The organism is Parabacteroides faecis, from assembly GCF_014647375.1.
GTDB classification, from domain to species: Bacteria; Bacteroidota; Bacteroidia; order Bacteroidales; family Tannerellaceae; genus Parabacteroides; species Parabacteroides faecis.
Window position 1 is genome coordinate 759,912 of the sequence record NZ_BMPB01000001.1, and the last position, 19,426, is coordinate 779,337.

The following is a 19,426-nucleotide window of genomic DNA, read 5'->3' on the forward strand; positions in this document are numbered from 1 at the left end:
GTTATGAGACGATATATATTAAAAATAACGGCACTGTTGTCTGCGTTGGCATTCATTACTTCGTGTGATTTTGAAGAGAAGAACATCGATCCCAATAACAGTCCTACGATCGAGCCGGGGCCATTACTTACTTATACACAGTTGAACACAAGCAATGAAGGACTCGCTAAAAGGACGCAGGTCGGTTATTGCATGATGATGGTACAGCAGACCGCTTCTCTCGACCTCAATGAGATGGCGGGAGACAAATACCTGGAAACAGAGACATTGGGAATCTTCTTCACCACGATGTATGCCACAGTAATTAAGAATATTGAGGAGCTCATCAATCTTACCGAAGATGACGGGACGAATGTGAATACATACGCTGTTGCACTGATATGGAAATCCTATCTTTTCCACCGGATTACCGATCTGTATGGTGATGTCCCCTATTCAGAAGCGGGTAATGGATACCGTACACAGAACTTCTATCCGAGTTATGACAGGCAAAGCGATATTTACGCAGGGATGGTCAGTGATATTGAAAAGGGCCTTTCCTTACTTAATGAGACAAAGGAGCCTATCGAGGGTGATATTTTATATGGCGGTGACATAAATAAGTGGAAACGTTTCGGCAATTCGCTGTTGCTTCGCCTGGGTATGCGTATGGAGAAAGCGGACCCGGCTCAGGCCAGAGCGCTGATTGCAAAAGCGATTCAGGGTGGAGTGATGCAATCGGCGGATGATATCTGTATGGTTCAGCATGTAGAAGGTAAAGCCTCGACGGAAAATCAACTGGGTTATGTATTTAAGAGTCATAGTCTACTGGTGAGCGGAGCTATAAAAATAAGCAAGACATTTATGGACCGGTTGAAGGCTACCAACGATCCCCGGATGCAGGTCTATTGTGCACTGCCGGATGGCAATACGGATCGGGACATGCAAAAAGGGTTACCCAACGGATATGATGCTCTTACCATACGTACGGGCGATCCGACTTATACCTCTTTGGCAAATTATTCCACATTTAATCCGGCAACGCTTCTTTTACTGGATGCGCCTACTATTTATATGACACATGCCGAGGTTGAATTACTACAGGCTGAAGCGATCGTGAAAGGGTATATTTCAGGCGATGCGAAAGCGCATTATGAAAATGCAGTCCGTTCGTCCATGCAACAACAGGCTATTTACGGTAATGCAGGGGTCATTTCGGGGCAACAGATGGAAGATTATCTTTCACAAGGGTTATTCGACGAGGCAGTCACTGCCAGTGATAAACTGAATGTGATCGGGACCGAGTTCTGGATTGCCACTTTCCTGAACGGCTATGAAAGTTATGCCAACTGGAGACGTACAGGTTATCCCAGGTTAACGCCTACAAACTACCAGAGCAGTCCGAATAAGGGAAAAATACCGCTCCGGTTCAAGTATCCGACGGAAGAATATAGTATAAATCTGGATAACGTGACGGAAGCTGTAAATAACCAGGGAGAAGATAAAATGACAACGGCTGTCTGGTGGAATAAATAATTTCAGCAACTTATTTTAATCACTTAAAGAGTAAAAATGTATATGAACAGTAAACAGAAGCAAATCTTCTTATTGGTTATTCTTGTGCTTATCACAGGTTGCCAGATAAATAAACCGGAAAAGATCGGCTTTTTATCGACCGATGGTACGAGCTTTATCGATAATCAGGGAAGAACCGTGGTTTTAAATGGTTTGAACCATGTGACCAAAGTTCCGGAAAATAATTTTCTGTATGACGGAGATAAAGAATTATTCCGCCAGTTTAAAGAATGGGGATTTAATTGTATACGGTATGGGCTTTATTGGGATGTTCTGGAGCCGGAACCGGGGAAAATTAATGAAGCTTATCTGAAAGAGATCGATAAGCGTGTGAAATGGGCGGAAGAAAATAATCTTTGGTTGATACTCGATATGCATCAGGATTTGTATGGGAGAAAATTTGGGAATGGTGCTCCGCTTTGGGCAACACTAGACGAAGGTCTTCCGCATGTAAAAGGAGATGTTTGGAGTGATGCCTATATCATGAGTCCGGCCGTACAGAGATCGTTTGATAATTTCTGGAGTAATAAGCCGGCAGAAGACGGTATAGGACTACAGGACCATTATATCAATGCCTGGAAAACTATTGCCGGACGGTATGCCAATGCACCTTCGGTTGTCGGATTCGACATCATGAATGAGCCGTTTATGGGTTCTTCCGGATTGGTAATATTCCAGGAGTTACTGAAAGGATTTGCAGAAGTCCATGCCTCGGTAACCGGTGAAATATTGACCGAAGAAGCTGTCATGTCAATGTGGAATACGGAAGATTCCCGTTTGGAGGCCTATGGATTACTGAATGATGGGAAAATTTTTTCATACGTGGTTGGCAAGATTACACCTATTGTTAATGAATTCGAGCAAGGAGCATTGAGTGATTTTTATCAGAGGGTACGAGATGCGATCAGAGAGGTGAACACAAAACACATTCTTTTCCTCGAACATAATTTCTTTTGCAATATGGGTGTTTCCAGTAGTTTTAGCATTCCAAAGGATAAAAACGGCCACAACGATTTGCTGTGTGCTTATGCTCCTCATGGGTATGATCTGGTGACCGACTCCAAGGCCTCTATGTCACAGGGGTACGGGCGTCTGGACTTCTTATTCCATAGTATGTTTGAAAGAGGTCGCGAATTGGGCATTCCCACACTCGTTGGCGAATGGGGGGCTTTTTATATGGGCGGAAAATATAAAGAACCTGCCACCCATATTATTAATCTGATCGAAAAAAACGATGCCGGACAAACCTACTGGGCATTTTGGGAAGGAATCGATACGCAGGATTATTTTCAATATGCTTTAAGTCGTTATTATCCAATGGTTACCAATGGAAAGTCATTGGGCTATTATAACGATTATCAGAAAAACAGATTCACTTATCAATGGGTTGAGATGGATAAAAAGGCGCTTACACGTATTTATATTCCTGATATATCAATACTCGGGGATACGAAAAAAATAGTATTGAACCCTTCGTCGTCTTATTCGATTATTCCGATAGGCAAGACCAACGCAGGATATATGGAAATACAGCCGGCAGGAGGAGAAAGACAATTAATTCTTCCGGTTGCTGAATGATTTGAAAAAACGATGGTGTCGCCCGTGTCCGTTAAGAACAATTGCGGCACCATCGTCTTTGTTTCTGTCATTTTTAGTATATTTGCCTGTCATTTGATCAGCATTTCTTTTATGGAGCAAGCATATACAAAAATAAAACAGTCTCTCACCACTCCTTTTGTTTATCTGAAGACATTTAAAGACAGAGTTTTCTTCGCTGTCGGGATGTTCGTTTATCTTAATCTTTTCCTTATCCTTTTTAATCCGTTCAATATCTACAATTGGCTGGGGTATTTAATCAACTTATCACCGTTAAAAAGATTGTCGCTGATCGGTTTCGTATTGGTCTGTGCTATCTTGATCGGGGTTTCCCAGTATCTTCAATACAGGTACTTCAGAAACCGTGAAATGAAAGTTTACCATCTTTTGGTTGGTTTTGGCTTTGATGTCTTGCTGGGTACATTGATCCTGGGATCATTATATACTACTCCATCCGATTTCTTTATCGGGGAATTTTTAGAGTCGTTCCGGATCATATTCTTATCCCTGGCTTTGTGGTATCTTATCAGTCTGACCGTGTTGACTCTGTATAATGTATCGAAAGAAAAGAATGTGATTCCTGTTATACGGGAGAACATGCCTGTTATTCAATATGAATGTATTAATATATGCGATGAAAACGATCAGCTCCGTCTTTCTATCAAACCTAAAGATTTGCTCTATTTCGAATCGTCCGATAATTATATTGTTGTTTACTATCATAAGGATAACCGGATAAAGAAAGAGCTGGTAAGAAATTCGTTGAAAAATATTGAACAGGATATGCAAAAGTACAATTGCATCCGTTGTCACCGTTCCTATATAATAAACTTGTTGAACGTTTCTTCTATAAAAAAGAACGGGCGGTCCTACGAAATTAACATGGAAGGTAACAATGTTCCTATCCCCATTTCACGCGGTTATGTAGAAACTGTCAAAGAGTTGCTTGTCCGCAAATAAGCGATTGCCCGTTTATACCAGAATAGTTGTATCTACCCCTGAAACCAGCCCTGAATCTCTCTATTTCATATCTTCGACCCCAGATTAACTAATCGAATGTTTCACATTATAAATTTAAGAAGTATATGAAAAAAGTATTATTTTTAGGAGTATTGCTGGCATTGTTAACCGCATGTGGAAGTGATGATGATGATCCGGCACCAGCATTGAATGTCTCGACCGGTGAGGTTATATTAGAGGCGGAAAACGCTGAGACAACCATCGATGTAAAATCGAATGTAGCATGGAGTGCTGTTTCGGCAGCTACCGATTGGTGTACGGTAAGTCCGGCTTCGGGCTCCAATGACGGAAAGTTGACAATTAAGGCTACAACAAATCCTGATATGAAGGAAAGATCGACCACGGTAACGGTTAAATCATCTACCTTGGAAAAGGTGATAACTGTTAAACAGGATCCGGCTTCTCTTGAGTCGCTACTGAAAGGTAAATGGATATTGGACGACCAGACCAGTAATGAACCGGCTTTTGATGTAATGGAAGGGCTGACACTTGAATTGAAGGACGATAAGAGTGCAGTTGCAGTTATAAACAAATATGTTACTCCCGAGTTGGAAATCGGAACATTGGAAGGGACATGGAGTGTTTCCGGACAAACTTTGACACTTTCTTCTACATTGATGGAGTTACCGGTAAATATTACTTTTGAAATAGGACAGGTTACTGCTGATTCATTCCAGTCTGCCATGAAAATAAATTTACCGGGATTGTTACCGGCCGATGGTCTTCCGGTAATTATTAACAGGGTGAAATAAAGAGATTTGTATATTAAATGGAGTGAAAAATAAGATGTTGCAAAAGTATTAGATGGGACACAGATGACGGATGTTTTCTATTTGACTGTGTACGATAATACTTTTGCAACATTTTTTTACTATTAAACAGTGATTTTATTTTATGTCCCGTTTAGTCCGGACTGTTACATTTCCTTTTAAACCCACAGCTTCTCCTGCCGTACCATTTAACAGAACCCGTAGGTCGCATCTTTCTTTTACGGCAGGAAATTCAACAGTGAAATCTTCTTCCTTATCTGTCGTTTTGGAACCTATCAGTTGTCCGTTCAACCAGATTTCAGCTTTTCCAGCCAATTGTTTAAAGAGGATACTTCCGCCTTCTTCCCGGTGAGCCTGGAAAGGATTGAATGTCGCACGTAAAATAACGAAGTTGGCATTCTCCAGTTTGATCAGATCACCGTCTGATACAGGTTGCCAGCTATTCATATCGTTATCAGCTATCTGGCGGGTTGCATCAGGTTTGTCGCTGGAAAGGGGAGAGGCTACCCATTTATTCAGCAACATCGGCGGAAATTCTGCAGCGATGAATGGGACAGGAGCAACCTGATTGGCATCGATTGTGATTGTTGCCGGTTTTAATCCCGGAGTAGTAGCGGTTAATGTGATTGTTCCTGCCCCTTCTTTACTTTGGATGATCACCTGTGCAAGACCATAGAACAGGCTGCGTTTATTTCCTTTCTCCGGTTCGTGACAGTTCGGATCACCATTTCCTACACCGATGATTTCAGCAGGACCTGTTACGGTGAATTCGATCATATTATTGGCTGTCGGTACATGACGGCCTTTGGAATCGACGACTTCTACGGTTACGGGCATAGCATCCCTTCCATCACCGGCCAGACTGTTACGGTCCGGAATCAGGCGGACCTGGACAGGTTCTTTGGTTGTCTCCACCTTGGTTCGTGAAACGATCTTTCCGTTTTTATAACCGATAGCTTCCAGTTTGCCCGGTTTATAAGGGACGGACCAGGTATTCATTTCGTACGGGTCTACCTGTTGTTCGGATATTTCTTTGCCGTTCAGTAACAGTTTGACTTTGTCTGCATTGCTTAAAGCCATAACTTTGATCGGTTTCCCGATAGAATCGGCAGGCCAGTTCCAATGCGGTACCAGTTCAAGGACCGGTTTGTCTTTTACCCATTGTGCCTGATGCAGGTAATAAGCCATTTTGGGGAAGCCGCATAAGTCCATGATACCGAAGAAGGAACTGACTGTCGGCCAGCGATGCGGAGTCGGTTCACCATGATAATCGAATCCGGTCCAGTAGAAGCAACCTGCCATCCAGGGACGTTCAGCCACGGCTTTCCACGCTCTGCGGTGAGTGGCACCCCAGTCGGCACATTGTGTATCATATGAATCCATCAGATTCCTTGACCGGTCTGTTACGTATTCACCTCTTGTCATAAATGCCGAGCCATCTTCCGAGCTGGTTAAAGGCAGTTCCGGATTTTCTTCATGGAAACGGTCGTAACTTTCGATCTGGTAATTGAATCCGCCGACATCCACGGCTTGCGATACGTTGTGTTTAGAGAAGAATCCTCCGTTCATAGCTGCTGTTATGGGGCGCGTCGGATCCATCTTTTTAACGACATCATACATACGACGAACCATTTCAACCCCGTTTTCCGTACCCTGCATCGGTTCTTCGTTGAAAACAGACCAAAGGATTACGCTTGGACAGTTACGGTCGCGGCGTACTTGCCACTCCAGTTGACGAACATATTCGGGTGAAGTGTTGAATAATCTGTTTTCATCTAAAACCATGATACCCATGCTGTCGCAAGCAGCCATAAACTCTTTGGCAACCGGATTATGAGCTACACGATAGGCATTGACTCCCATCTCTTTCAGTTTGCGGAGGCGGAATTCCCAAAGCGCATCGGGAACGGCAACACCGACTCCAGCATGATCCTGGTGGTTACAAACACCTTTTATCTTGATGTTCTCTCCATTCAGCCAAAAACCAGTATTGTTATCGAAACGGATTGTACGGAAACCACATTTGGTTTCGACTTCGTCGGTTACGGTGCCGTTTTGTTTCACCGTAGTCTTTACTTTATAGAGGGCAGGACTGTCGGGCGACCAAAGTTGCGGGTCTGACACGGTCAGTGGGAGATTGGCAATGCCTTCTCTTAATGCTGTGACGGAGACTGCTTTTGACTGTGTTGTTATTTGCTTGCCATCAGGAGCGAACAGGGTGACTTCGACTTCTCCGTCAGCCGATAACTTTCCCGAGTTATACAAAGAAACTTCCACGGGTATTTCCCATTGGTTGTCGTTCTTCTTTACCGGATGAGCAAATACACCGTCGGTAATGATATGCAGCGGCGAACGTTTAACCAGCCAGGTATGACGGTAGATTCCTGCCCCTTCATACCACCAGCCTTCCTGCGCTTCTGCATCCACGCGTACGGCGATCGTATTGATATTATCACCGTAAGTAGCATAGGGAGTTATATCGATATACATGGAAGTATACCCGCACCAGTTCCGGTGCAGAACGGTTCCGTTTACCCAGATCGTAGCATGGGTTGAAATACCGTCGAACTGTATTTCGAGATGTTTCCCGTTATCTTCGGGATCAAGTTTGAATTTCCGTCGATACCAGCCAAAACCACGGTCACGGTATCCTTGGGATAAATTGGCGTCCGGATTTACGGTTCCTTCGATAGCCCAGTCATGGGGTAAATCGAGTACGCGCCAGGAAGAATCGTCATAATTGGGAGATGCTGCTCCGCTCACATAGCCGGCTTTGGCGTTCCGGTAAGTTGCGTTATGGCCTTTGATGACCGGATAGGGGATGTCTCCCTTGTGGAAACTCCATCCTTTATCGAGGGACAGGACTTCCCGGGTAGTTACTTTTTCCTGTGCATGTGCCTGTAGCGAAAAGCTTATGCACAAGAGAAGCAAAAGAGTTTTGAGTGTTGTCATAGTGTTTTATTATAGAATTATTTGAATGTCGATTCTATTACCTTTAAATCCTTTTTAATTTTCAAAAATAGTGAAATATATCGTTTGTCCCTGATTTAAAGGGGAAAAAAGCTATGCAAAGGTTTGTGTAATGCTGGATTTAGTTTTTGCAAGAACCCTTACTCTCGCATATAAGACACAGAGAGTAAGGGTTCATTGACAATTTGTTAAATTAGTAATTTCCGGTCGTTATTCATCTTTCAAATCGAAACGGTATTCTTGTTTAATCCGAATATCGGAAATTGTCGGAATTACACCAAGTATATTTTCGAGAATGTATTTTTCTCTGTTCCTGAAAAGTTACTCATGTTCTTCTTTTCTGTTTACGGGTACATATAACACAGCTTTTCCGTAACCTAGTTTTTTTATTTTTCCGTCTTCGATTAGTTCATTCAAATCGCGTACGGCAGTCGAACGGTTGCAACCATTTAGCCGCATGTATTGTGCGGCAGTGAAATATTCTTTTTCTTCCATCGCGTTCAGCATCCGGCCTTTGCGTTGTTCGGGGACATAGTGGGTTGCTGCCGCTTCGGAATCTCGTTCCAGGTCTATCGGACCCAACTGTTGCTTTAGCTTTTTGCTTCCTTTGAAATGAACATTACCGAAGCGTACCGACCAGGAGCGTAATTCTTTTTTGTCCATTACCGGACGGCATTTCAATGAAATGGAGAATGAACCGAGGTCGTCCAGCTCGACTGTATATCCTCTGCGCAGGTTTTTAGAGATTACTTTTGCCAATGCGTCCAACATCCCTTTCGTGATGGCGGTGGAATAACCGCAGCTATCCGCTATCTCTTCGGCTATTTCCTGGGTATGGATGGTCCCTTTGGGCACAATCCTAGCATGTAAAGGTTGTTTCTTTCCATCTCCTTTCGGGTTTGGATTTTCATATAACGCGTATTTTGCTCCCATAATAATCTTAAATTAAAGGTTTTTCCTAATCCCATATTGCATATCACAGCTGTGCTTCTTTCATATCACAGTTGGATTCCGTTTGTTTCACAGTTGAGTTTCTTTCATATCACAGCTGTGAAACGGAAAGAAGATTTGTACAAATATACAGCATCTCCATTGTTAATCACTATATCAGGCGGGTTATTTTTTATATCAGGGAGGTTATTGATACAATTATCCATATCTTTGGAGATATCAAAGATATTGTTGTAGTTTGAAGTCATTATGAAAAACTTAATAACTGGTATTTTAATATTATTCTTTTTTATTGGTTGTGCCGACAGAAGTGGTAAAGATTGGTTAAGTCCGGGAGATATGAAAGAAGATATCCGGTACTTTTTTCATATGATCAGGGATATACATCCGGACCCGTATCAACGTTATGATTCGATGACTTTTGTTACGTTAGAGAAAAAGATGATCGAATCGTGTTCTGTGCCTATGGCACGGGAAGAATTTGGGTGGCGGTTGATGAAGGTCAGGAAATTTCTGGATGGACATGTCGCTGTGTTCGGGTTTTTCTCCGATTTGGGGCGTTATCGCTTCCCGGCTGTTGAGTTTCGGGGGGATCAGATGTTGTTGGAAAGTGATACTCTGTTGGCTGTAAGAGACTCTTTTGCGTCTTATACGGCTTTGGATATAGATTCTATGATCCCGTGGGATCAGCCTTCGAGGCTTCGGAATGAAAATATGAATTTGTTATTGAATTTATTACTATCTCCTGCCAACAAAAGTACAATGACATATACAGGTGTCGTAAAAACATCAAACGGATCTCGTGATACGACCATTTGTGTTGATACTCACAGGATAATAAATGATTCTGTGTATTCCAAGCCGTATGCTTCTGCTTTTCACCTGGAAGATTCTATTGCGGTTCTTTATTATAATACTTGCATGATCTATGGGGAGGATAATGTGAAGCAATACCGGGGATTTGTGGATACCTTTTTTTCTGAATTGAAAAGCAAGCATATAAAATATTTATTTATCGATGTAACACATAATGGCGGAGGATCGGATGGTCATAATTCTGTCATCATAAACCATTTGAGAACGGATGAGAGCATTACAAAAGTGAGGATGACGGGAAAGAAAGCAGGTGTGGAGAAATATCTTAAATCAGATTTGGTTAAAAAGTTCTTTGGTGAAAATGAAGCGGAAAAGAATTATTGGATGGAGAGATTTGGAAATCCTATAATGGAAAAGGGTATCGCATTTATGGAAGAATCTACACCAGCCAACAAATCTGGCTATGATGGAAATGTTTTTGTTATTATGGGAAATAAGACCTATTCAGCAGGAGCTAATTTTTGTCTGGCAATAAAACGGTCGAATGCTGCGATACTGGTTGGAGAAAAGGCCGGTCAATATTATCCTATTTGTGGGAATGCTATTAGAAATACTCTGCCTAATTCAAAGATACAGTACCAGATACCGGCAACGGAGACTTTTTATGAGCCTTCGGCATTGTTTGAGGAAGGGTATATACAACCAGATATTTATTATTCTATAGAAGAATTCTTAAATGTGAATAACTATAAAGAAATAGTGAAACGTTGCTGTAAAACAGCGTGTTATGTTCGCTGAAAATCCGGTTAAATTACTTAGTTCATACAGAACTAAGTTCAAAATGATCACAAAAATAGAAATAAAACCTATTATTCTCTTTAATAAGTGAGAATTATTCCTACAGAAGGTGAATTTATACAGTAGGAACATGGTGTTGTCCTGGTTTTTAATGATTTCAGCTCTACTTTTTTACTTATCATACTTGTTTTTTTTACACATAGATAATAGTTCTGTATGAACTAAGTATCCACTATCTATCGTATAAAAACAAGGAAGTGATGCTGAAAAACAAACAGAGCAATTACAAAGTGCTATATGAGAAATACATTGACCAAATGTATTCATACGGTAGGGCACTAGGTGTGGATGAGGATACATTGTATGATCTTATTCATGATGTCTTTCTTCATTTTTTTGATCATCAGAACGAAATATCGGAGGGTGAACATGAAAAGAATTATCTTTTGCGCTGCTTAAAAAATCGATTTATCTCTCAAAAAAGAAAAGAAGTTGGTTGTGAGGAACTAATAGAAACGGAGGATTATTTTTTTCAGATTTCTGTTTCCGGATTAGATCGTATCGAAGAAGAAGAGGAACGAAAAGAGTTAACCGAGCAAATAGAAAATATGTTGCAATGCCTTACAGGACGTCAGCGGGAAGCTATTTATTTACGTTATATGCAGGAATTGGAGTATGATGAAATTGCGGTTTTACTTGGATTGACAACGAAAGGCTCCCGCAAATTGATTTATCGTGCGATTAATCGTATTCGCGAAAATTATCTCCCATTATTGTTTTATTTATTTTATTGAAGCCTTTTTTATTTTTAATGGGGTCATTTAGCCTTTTCATGCGTATGTATAAGAAATGACGCATAACAAGGTTCATAAATGAGCGATAAGAAAATATCAGAAATAACACATAGATTGGTGCATGATCGGAGTTTCATCATGTGGTGTCTGACTCCTACCGAAGAGTTGAATGCGATTTGGTTTTCCAGGCTGGAGGAACATCCGGAAGAACAATTGGCTGCAGACCAGGCACGTGCCATTTTGAAATCAGTTCGTTTGAACGATTTTTCTGTTCCGGTAGATAAGTCGGAACAACTTTGGGCAGGTTTACAGATTACTATGCAGAAGAGACATGCCGGGAAACGAGTGAGATTGATACGCTATGCTGCCGCTTGCGTTGCTGTGTTATTGCTGGGTATTACCGGTTTTGGATTTTGGGGTGAAAGTTGGTTCTCCCAAAATCAAGTAGCGGATACCGGACTGATAGTTGACAGTACCCGGACTGAAGTGACATTGATTCTGGATACCCGCGAAACTGTTCAGGTAGAAGATAATGCTTTGATCGCTTATGATTCGGAAATTACGGTAAAAGCAAAAGAAAAAGAGCGGACTATTGTAAAGAAGGTCACAGAGGATGATCCTGAAAAGATCGTTATGAATACATTGGTCGTCCCCAAAGGACGCCGTTCTTCGCTTTTGTTGGAAGACGGATCGAAAGTTTGGGTGAATTCAGGTAGCATATTGCATTTTCCTTCCAGTTTTGAGCCATCTCAACGCTCAATAGAAGTGGAGGGGGAGATTTATATTGAAGTAGCCAGGAAAGAAATTCCTTTTTATGTGAAAACAAAAGGTTTTGTTGTTAATGTGCTGGGAACCAAATTTAATATTTCAGCTTATGAAGAGGAGCAAGGAAACTCTGTTGTGTTGGTGGAAGGTCATGTAGCAGTTGAAACTACAAATAACGAAACAATTCAGTTATTTCCTAACCGGAAATTGACTATTCAGGAGGGTAGAAACGAGATAGATGAGGTGGATGTTTATGATTATATATCCTGGAAAGACGGTTTACTTCAGTTTCGGGGAGAGACGATGGATAATATCTTAATGCGATTAAGCCGGTATTATAATATTCCGATACGATGTAAATCCGGAATCGGAGATAGAAGGTCCTCCGGAAAACTCGTTCTGTTTGACGATATCCATCAGGTTATGGAAACTTTCTCTATTCTTTATAATACGGAATATCATTTTGAATCAGATACTTTGATAATAGAATAATAACCTTAAAAACAGAATGCCTATGAGATAAGATTATGAAGGAACATTACCGATAAAAAAGAAGTCCGGACGATGGGCAAGATCATCCGGACTTGTCAGAGATTAAATTTTCCAATTAAAAATGAAAAACCTAAAGACATACAAATGTATGAAAAAAATCAGACATATAATTGTATTACTGCTGAGTATGAGTATCACTTATGCTTATGCAAATAATGATTCGTCTATTTCGATAGAACAAATCCTGGAGCAAAAACAGTCTACTATGCTGGACGTTTTTAAATTCATAGAGACCGAAACCGGTTATGTATTTTTTTATTCCGATGAGATAAAAAGCGAATTGAATAGAAAAGTAAAAACTGAAGTAGTAAAGGGTTCCATACAAGAGATACTTAATCCGTTGTTTGAAAAAACGGGATTAACTTATCAGGTAAATGGAAATCAGGTAGTAGTAAAAAGAAAAGCGACTTCCGGTCCGGTTTCTTTGCCTTCTGTTTCGCAAAAAAAGAGTGTTACGGTAACAGGCGTTGTCGTGGATGCGGCCGGAGAACCTCTGATCGGTGCAAATATTTGGTTGAAAAACAGTTCTGTCGGAGCTGTAACCGATATCAATGGTAAATATGCGATTAAAGTGGAAGGCGTAGGAGGAGTTCTTACTTTTTCTTATATGGGAATGAAGAGTGTGGATATCGCTGTCAGTAATCAATCGACAATAAATGTAACGCTGGAAGCTGATGATGAAGTGTTGGACGAGGTTGTTGTTGTTGGCTACGGGCGTCAGAAAAAGGAGAGTGTAGTAGGAGCTATTTCTACTGTAGATGTCTCAAATTTGAAAGTTCCGGGAGCTTCTATTTCCAATGTGCTGGCCGGTCAACTGGCTGGAGTTGTAGCGATGAGCCGGTCGGGTGAACCCGGTAAAAACAGTGCCGCAGACTTTTATATTCGCGGTGTCTCTTCTTTTAAAGGGAATTCAACCCCTTTGGTATTGGTCGATGGCATTGAACGTGAGTTAGATTTGGTCGATACGGATGATATTGCCTCTTTTTCCATTCTTAAGGATGCTTCAGCCTCTGCTGTGTATGGCGTACGCGGAGCAAACGGAGTTATTCTTATCACAACTAAAAAAGGAAATATCGGGAAACCTTCGATCAATGTACGGACAGAAGCTGGTATTACCAGCCCGACTAAGATGCCTAAAATGGTGAACTCTGCACAGTGGGCAGATTTGTATAATGATATCCAACCAGGCTATTATACGCCGGAAGTCCTGGAAATGTATCGTAGCGGAGCCGATCCGGATCTTTATCCGAATGTAGACTGGATCGATGCATTGTATAATGATCTGGCTTCCAATCAACGAGTGAACCTGAGTATCACGGGTGGAACGGAGATTGTAAAATATTATATTTCCGGGTCATTCTATAATGAAAGCTCTATTTTTAAAAGTGCAGGGGATATATATGACTATAATTCGTCTATTAATTACAATAAGTTTAATTTCAGGGCGAATGTCGATTTATCTTTGACTAAAAGTACCACTCTGAATTTAAACCTGGCGAATATATATGAAAAGTCTTTTGGTCCGGGGTTTGGAGATAATGATGATACGATTTGGCAATATACTTATCTGGTTTCTCCTAATGCTTTTCCCGTTCAATATTCAGACGGGACAATTGCTGCTCCTTCAAGTGACTCAGGCTATAATCCCTGGAATATGCTTGTACATTCCGGTTATCGCCAGCAATTCTGGAATTCTTCGCAGTCGCTGGTCGGATTGACTCAGGATTTTGGAGCGATCTGGGAACCATTGAAAGGTTTGACCGGTAATTTTAAGTTCTCCTGGGATGCCTGGAATACAACGATTCAGCGTCGTAGTAAAGAGCCTACTCAGTACCATGCTACCGGTAGAGATGAGGAAGGGAATCTCATCTTCGGTACTCCGATCCGTACCGGTAGTGGCGAATTGTCGTATGCTATCGGTCGTGACGGTACAATGACGACTTATATGGAAGCCTCTCTTAATTATGAACGTCTATTTGATAAAAAACACCGTTTGGGAGCCCTTTTCTTATACAATCACAAAATTCACACCCGTACTCAGGAAGGAGATAAGTTTAAATCTTTGCCGTATAAAAACCAGGGTATTGCAGGGCGTATGACGTATGCATTTAATGATACTTATTTTGCAGAAGTAAATATTGGTTATAACGGCTCGGAAAACTTTGCACGCGGACATCGTTTCGGCTTTTTTCCGGCAGGTGCTATCGGGTGGATGGTTTCTAATGAGAAATGGTTCCAGCCGTTGACCAAAGTGGTGGATATGCTTAAGTTGAAAGGTTCGTATGGTATAGTCGGGAATGACGATATCGGAGGACAACGGCGTTGGGTGTATGAATCGACTATCCTTGTCGGCAATGATGCCGGGGCAGGAAACTGGAATTATGGCTCTGCCGGTGGTAATGGTGGCGGAGGTATCCGTGTCGGTGATGTAGAAAATTTAACTGCATCATGGGAAGAGGCACATAAGCTCAATGTAGGTGCCGAATTTTCTTTATTCAATAAGCTACGTATTCAGGCCGATTATTTTTCGGAAAAACGTACCGGTATTTTTCTGCAACGTGCCGGTTTACCAGCTATTACCGGTTTATCTGTAATTCCTTATACCAATATCGGTGAAACAAAGAATCAGGGGTTTGACGGAACAGTGGAATATTCACAGAAGGTTGGTGAAGTTTTTCTGACTGGCCGTGCCAATTTTACCTACAATAGAAATGAGTTGCTTAATAATGATGAGCCGGATTGGGAATATAAGTATCAGAACAGGATAGGGAAACCATTCGGTTCGGGTGGAGCTATGCAACCCTTCGGATTGGTTGCACTGGGACTGTTTGAGAGTCAGGAAGAAATAGATAATAGTCCTAAACAAACATTCGGTGAATATCGCATCGGTGATATTAAATATCAGGATATCAATGGCGATGGAGTGATCAACTCGCAAGACCAGGTGGCAATGGGATATACCAATCTTCCAGAAATGATCTATGGTTTTGGTGCCACTGCACAATGGAAGAATTGGGATGTGAATGTATTTTTCCAGGGGGTCGGACATGTCAATTTCTTTTTAAGCGGATCGACTATAAAAACTCCTTTCGGCTCCGGAAATATGGAACGTGCAGCAATCAATGAGGATGTTTATAATAAGGTATGGAGACCGGGTAATACGCCGGAACAAAATGCAGGGGTTATATATCCCCGCCTGAGCTGGAGCGGATCATCGGGTTCGTCCAATAATGCACAGACTTCCGATTGGTGGATGCGGGATGGCAGTTTCCTGCGCCTGAAAAACTTTGAAGTTGGATATACGATGCCTAAAAGTTTGATGAGTAAGACTTTTATCAAGTCGTTACGTTTCTATTTATCCGGAAATAACTTGCTTACGTTTAGTAAGTTTAAGTTGTGGGACCCTGAAAAAGGAAATGGAGATGGCTCGGGATATCCTCCGAACCGAGTCGTAACAATTGGTTTCAATGCTAATTTTTAATCCTCTAAAAAATTATAAATATGAAAATATCGATAATACAATCTTTTCAAATTATTTGCCTTTTGATAGGGTCTTCCTTTTTTTCATCTTGTGATGATTTTCTGGATAGGCAGGAAGACGAAAAACTGACGTTTGATAAAATCTGGGAAACCCGTGGCAATACCCGGAGTTATTGGCTTAATTCAATGAGTTTTTTACCGAATGATGCTGAAGATTTTAATTATTCACCCTGGTTAGGCGCATCTGATGAAGCTTCGGTGACTTATGACCGCGATACACGTTGGATCAATTTCGGTTCCTGGAATGCCAGTAGCGTACCTTATTACAAAATGGATTTCTATTATAAGGGAATACGTGAATGTAACATTTTTATGCAAAATGTAGACCGATGTTCTGACCCGATCGTCACAAAAGAAGAACTGGCGCAATGGAAGGTGCAAAGCCGGTTTGCACGTGCCTATTATTATTTTATGATGATGCGCATTTATGGACCTGTCTTTTTACTGGGGGACGAACTACTGGATTTTACCGCATCGACGGAAGATCTTTATCGTCCGCGTAATACATGGGATGAGTGTGTGAACTATGTAGTAAGCGAAATGGAAGCATGTATCAACGATCCGGCAATGGCTGAAAATTATTCGGATGCGGAGAAAGGATTAGCTACTAAAGGAGCTTGTCAGGCTGTTATTGCCCGCTTGAAGCTTTATTCGGCCCGTGATCTGTTTAATGGAAATAAATTGTACGGTTCGGTTGTCAATCCGGTAACCGATAGATTCCCTGAATTATCGGGAGTCCATTTGTTCCCTCAGGAGTATGATGCAAATAAATGGCTGGAAGCAGCTAAGGCGGCTAAAGTTTTGATCGATGATCCGCTGTATAAATTATATCGTGCAGGTGACGGCTCTGACCCATATGCAAATTATTATGGGATAACTCAGGAACATTGGAATTCGGAATTGATTTGGTCAACCGGATATAAGGGCCGATATACAATGGGAGTACACACGGTTCCGACCGGAATTTCCGGAACGGCTTATGGTGGTGTAGGTCCGACACAGCAACAGGTGGATGCATATGCTATGAATAACGGGCGTTATCCGATTACCGGATATAACGGAACAAATCCTGTGATTGATAAGCGATCGGGATATAGTGAAAATGAACTGGATAAAACAACATGGGAATATCCTGCGTGGGGAGGTGCTGCTGCCTACGATTTAACAGCTCCGAATATGTATAAAGATCGTGAGCCTCGTTTTTATATTTCTGTATTTTTCGGAGGAAACAAATGGCATCACGGTAGTGGTATGACGTTGATCTCTTTTGCAAAAGGTGCTAACGGAAATAAGTCGCATGATTATCCTAAATCCGGTTATGTGATCAATCGTTTTTACGATCATACGCTCAACTCTGCCAGTGGTCAATGGGGGAATATTGTTTTTCCGACATTCAGGTTGGCTGAAATGTATCTTAATTTTATTGAATCCGTGCTTGAATGTAAGAAACGTAATGTGAACTTACCTGCCGGTTATGAAACACAGGCAATGGAACTTTGGGCCGATTTACGCGACCGCGCCGGTTTGGTTCCGGTTACGGAGGTCTATCCGAATGCTTCGACCGAAGAGTTGATAAAACTTTGCCGCAATGAACGCCGGGTTGAGCTTGCATTTGAAAATCATCGTTATTTCGATACGCGCACCTGGATGATCGCTAAAGAAGTGGACGGCGGTCCTATGTTCGGCATGAATACACAATATCCCGGAAGTGGAGATGATACTCCCGATGGTTTTTGGGAAAGAGTTACTTTTGAAACACGGGTATTTGAAGATAATCATTATCTCTATCCTTTCTCACAGCGTGAATTGGACAGAAATAAGTTATTGACTCAAAATTATGGTTGGTAATAGAAATATCTTACGAATCCAAAAAGAAATTACATATGAAAAATAGATTAATCATATCGCTTTTATTTGCTTTGGGACTTTCGTTCACGGCTTGTGAAGACAACAAAGGTGAATATTTAAGCGAATATAGTACAGTCCTTTATTTTAAGAATAGCGGCGAGGTGCCTCTGACGCTCTATAAGACAGGAGAAGATACCGAATATCAACAGGTGGTAAATAAAGCCGGTTCTGACCTGGGGAGCATCGCGGAGGTCGAAATAGAAGTTTGGAGTGACGAAGCATTAACCGCTTATAATACGCAATCTGGTACTCGGTATGTGAAGTTACCCGCTAACTGTTATCAGATCCTTGATGACCGGCTGAACTTTGATGCCAAAGATCAATATAAAATGGTAAATATCGTATTCCGGACAGATCTTATTTACGATTTGTCGGCTGATGTTGATTATGTATTGCCGATTTCTTTGGCCGACTCGAAAGATTCGATCAATGCAGAAAAGAATAGTATGCTGTTGATTCCTTCTGTTATGATCCCTTCAATCTATTTTGATCAGACAGGTTTTGTTTCCAATATTTTTACGGATGAGGGAGAAGAGCAGGCCAGGTTTACTTTGCCTGTCACTATGCCGATGGTAAATAAATGGACATTTGATTGTACGGTTGAAGTTGACCCTTCGCTGTTGGATGAATATAATACCGGAAATGAAACGGATCATGCCTTATTGCCGGAAAATGCATATACCTTGAGTGGGGATGGCATCGTTCCGTTTACCCCGGAATATAGCCTGAAAGATATGGAAATAAATGTAGACCGTACGAAATTGGTTTATGGTAATTATGTTTTACCCTTGCGTTTGACCGGTTGTACACAACAAGGCTTTGTTATCGATGCGGAGAAAAATACTTGTTTGTATGGCATTTCGTATGTTCCGGATAAAAGTAAACTTAAAGATGTGGCTTTGACGGTAAATATGCTTTCTTCCAATGCTGTTGAACCGTCGGAAGGTTCATTGGCAAATCTTTTGGACGGAGACGTGGAAACTTACTTCCATTCGGCGTGGAGTGTGGCTGTAGAAGGCTATCATTATGTTGAGGTTACATTGCCTGCCGAAAGTAGCGCTCTTAGCTTTACTTATACGACTCGTTCGGCTAATGGAAATGCAGCTCCTGCAGAAATCATAATAGAAGGAAGTATGGATGGTGTTTCTTTCAGTAAAATAGGAACATTGGAAAGTGGTTTGCCTACAGGCGGCAAAGAAACGTATGAATCACAGGTAATGGTTGGCAAACCCTTTAAAATCGTTCGCTTTACTGTCACTAAAAATGCTACTGGAGCTAACTATTTTGTATGGAGTGAATTTAGCATGAAAGTATTTTAACGAAGAAGACTAACTGGACAATTAACACATTTACTCAGAGGGAGCAGCATGTTTGTTGCTCCCTTTTTTGAGG

General features: G+C 41.4%; 12 protein-coding genes. 10 read left to right on the forward strand and 2 right to left on the reverse strand.

What is annotated here, in order from left to right; all coding sequences use genetic code 11:
* Positions 1–3 precede the first annotated feature (3 nt).
* The 4 genes from IEY67_RS02420 to IEY67_RS02435 all read left to right on the forward strand — a co-directional run bounded on the left by IEY67_RS02420 (position 4) and on the right by IEY67_RS02435 (position 4,922).
* Positions 4–1,515: a SusD/RagB family nutrient-binding outer membrane lipoprotein gene (locus IEY67_RS02420; RefSeq protein WP_122376246.1), complete on the forward strand. Its 1,512-nt coding sequence runs from the start codon at positions 4–6 to the stop codon at positions 1,513–1,515.
* 42 nt (positions 1,516–1,557) lie between these two features.
* Positions 1,558–3,132 (forward strand): glycoside hydrolase family 5 protein, encoded by a 1,575-nt coding sequence (locus IEY67_RS02425; protein WP_229800942.1) that lies wholly within the window; start codon positions 1,558–1,560, stop codon positions 3,130–3,132.
* Positions 3,133–3,243: 111 nt separating this feature from the next.
* Positions 3,244–4,110: a LytR/AlgR family response regulator transcription factor gene (locus tag IEY67_RS02430; RefSeq protein ID WP_183670035.1), complete on the forward strand. Its 867-nt coding sequence runs from the start codon at positions 3,244–3,246 to the stop codon at positions 4,108–4,110.
* Positions 4,111–4,235: 125 nt separating this feature from the next.
* Positions 4,236–4,922 (forward strand): BACON domain-containing protein, encoded by a 687-nt coding sequence (locus tag IEY67_RS02435; RefSeq protein WP_183670033.1) that lies wholly within the window; start codon positions 4,236–4,238, stop codon positions 4,920–4,922.
* A 135-nt stretch (positions 4,923–5,057) separates the two neighbouring features.
* Here the strand turns inward: IEY67_RS02435 and galA are convergent, their stop codons facing one another.
* Positions 5,058–7,892, reverse strand: a complete 2,835-nt coding sequence (gene galA / locus IEY67_RS02440) for a beta-galactosidase GalA (RefSeq protein ID WP_183670031.1) — start codon at positions 7,890–7,892, stop codon at positions 5,058–5,060.
* 339 nt (positions 7,893–8,231) lie between these two features.
* A complete protein-coding gene (locus IEY67_RS02445; RefSeq protein ID WP_183670029.1) occupies positions 8,232–8,843 on the reverse strand; it encodes an HU family DNA-binding protein in 612 nt (203 codons plus the stop codon).
* A 267-nt stretch (positions 8,844–9,110) separates the two neighbouring features.
* Here IEY67_RS02445 and IEY67_RS02450 point away from each other — a divergent pair, with 267 nt between their 5' ends.
* From IEY67_RS02450 to IEY67_RS02475, 6 genes are all read left to right on the forward strand, one after another.
* Positions 9,111–10,475, forward strand: a complete 1,365-nt coding sequence (locus IEY67_RS02450) for a S41 family peptidase (RefSeq protein WP_183670028.1) — start codon at positions 9,111–9,113, stop codon at positions 10,473–10,475.
* 260 nt (positions 10,476–10,735) lie between these two features.
* Positions 10,736–11,269, forward strand: coding sequence for an RNA polymerase sigma factor (locus tag IEY67_RS02455; RefSeq protein ID WP_122353549.1), 534 nt, complete (start codon positions 10,736–10,738; stop codon positions 11,267–11,269).
* 78 nt (positions 11,270–11,347) lie between these two features.
* Positions 11,348–12,526 (forward strand): FecR family protein, encoded by a 1,179-nt coding sequence (locus tag IEY67_RS02460; RefSeq protein ID WP_183670026.1) that lies wholly within the window; start codon positions 11,348–11,350, stop codon positions 12,524–12,526.
* A 148-nt stretch (positions 12,527–12,674) separates the two neighbouring features.
* Positions 12,675–16,067 carry a TonB-dependent receptor gene (locus IEY67_RS02465; RefSeq protein ID WP_183670024.1) on the forward strand — a complete coding sequence of 1,131 codons (3,393 nt, stop codon included), beginning with the start codon at positions 12,675–12,677 and terminating at the stop codon, positions 16,065–16,067.
* 20 nt (positions 16,068–16,087) lie between these two features.
* The gene (locus tag IEY67_RS02470) at positions 16,088–17,974 is read left to right on the forward strand and encodes a RagB/SusD family nutrient uptake outer membrane protein (RefSeq protein ID WP_122353546.1); all 1,887 of its coding nucleotides are present in this window, start codon (positions 16,088–16,090) and stop codon (positions 17,972–17,974) included.
* A 35-nt stretch (positions 17,975–18,009) separates the two neighbouring features.
* The gene (locus tag IEY67_RS02475; protein ID WP_183670022.1) at positions 18,010–19,353 is read left to right on the forward strand and encodes a BT_3987 domain-containing protein; all 1,344 of its coding nucleotides are present in this window, start codon (positions 18,010–18,012) and stop codon (positions 19,351–19,353) included.
* Positions 19,354–19,426: the final 73 nt, after the last annotated feature.

Excerpts from the sequence above, each read along its gene's own strand:
- IEY67_RS02450 (WP_183670028.1), top strand. The coding sequence starts at position 9,111 with ATGAAAAACTTAATAACTGGTATTTTAATATTATTCTTTTTTATTGGT.
- IEY67_RS02475 (WP_183670022.1), top strand. The coding sequence starts at position 18,010 with ATGAAAAATAGATTAATCATATCGCTTTTATTTGCTTTGGGACTTTCG.
- IEY67_RS02425 (WP_229800942.1), top strand. The coding sequence starts at position 1,558 with ATGAACAGTAAACAGAAGCAAATCTTCTTATTGGTTATTCTTGTGCTT.
- IEY67_RS02435 (WP_183670033.1), top strand. The coding sequence starts at position 4,236 with ATGAAAAAAGTATTATTTTTAGGAGTATTGCTGGCATTGTTAACCGCA.
- IEY67_RS02465 (WP_183670024.1), top strand. The coding sequence starts at position 12,675 with ATGAAAAAAATCAGACATATAATTGTATTACTGCTGAGTATGAGTATC.
- galA (WP_183670031.1), bottom strand. The coding sequence starts at position 7,892 with ATGACAACACTCAAAACTCTTTTGCTTCTCTTGTGCATAAGCTTTTCG.
- IEY67_RS02470 (WP_122353546.1), top strand. The coding sequence starts at position 16,088 with ATGAAAATATCGATAATACAATCTTTTCAAATTATTTGCCTTTTGATA.
- IEY67_RS02420 (WP_122376246.1), top strand. The coding sequence starts at position 4 with ATGAGACGATATATATTAAAAATAACGGCACTGTTGTCTGCGTTGGCA.
- IEY67_RS02455 (WP_122353549.1), top strand. The coding sequence starts at position 10,736 with ATGCTGAAAAACAAACAGAGCAATTACAAAGTGCTATATGAGAAATAC.
- IEY67_RS02445 (WP_183670029.1), bottom strand. The coding sequence starts at position 8,843 with ATGGGAGCAAAATACGCGTTATATGAAAATCCAAACCCGAAAGGAGAT.
- IEY67_RS02460 (WP_183670026.1), top strand. The coding sequence starts at position 11,348 with ATGAGCGATAAGAAAATATCAGAAATAACACATAGATTGGTGCATGAT.
- IEY67_RS02430 (WP_183670035.1), top strand. The coding sequence starts at position 3,244 with ATGGAGCAAGCATATACAAAAATAAAACAGTCTCTCACCACTCCTTTT.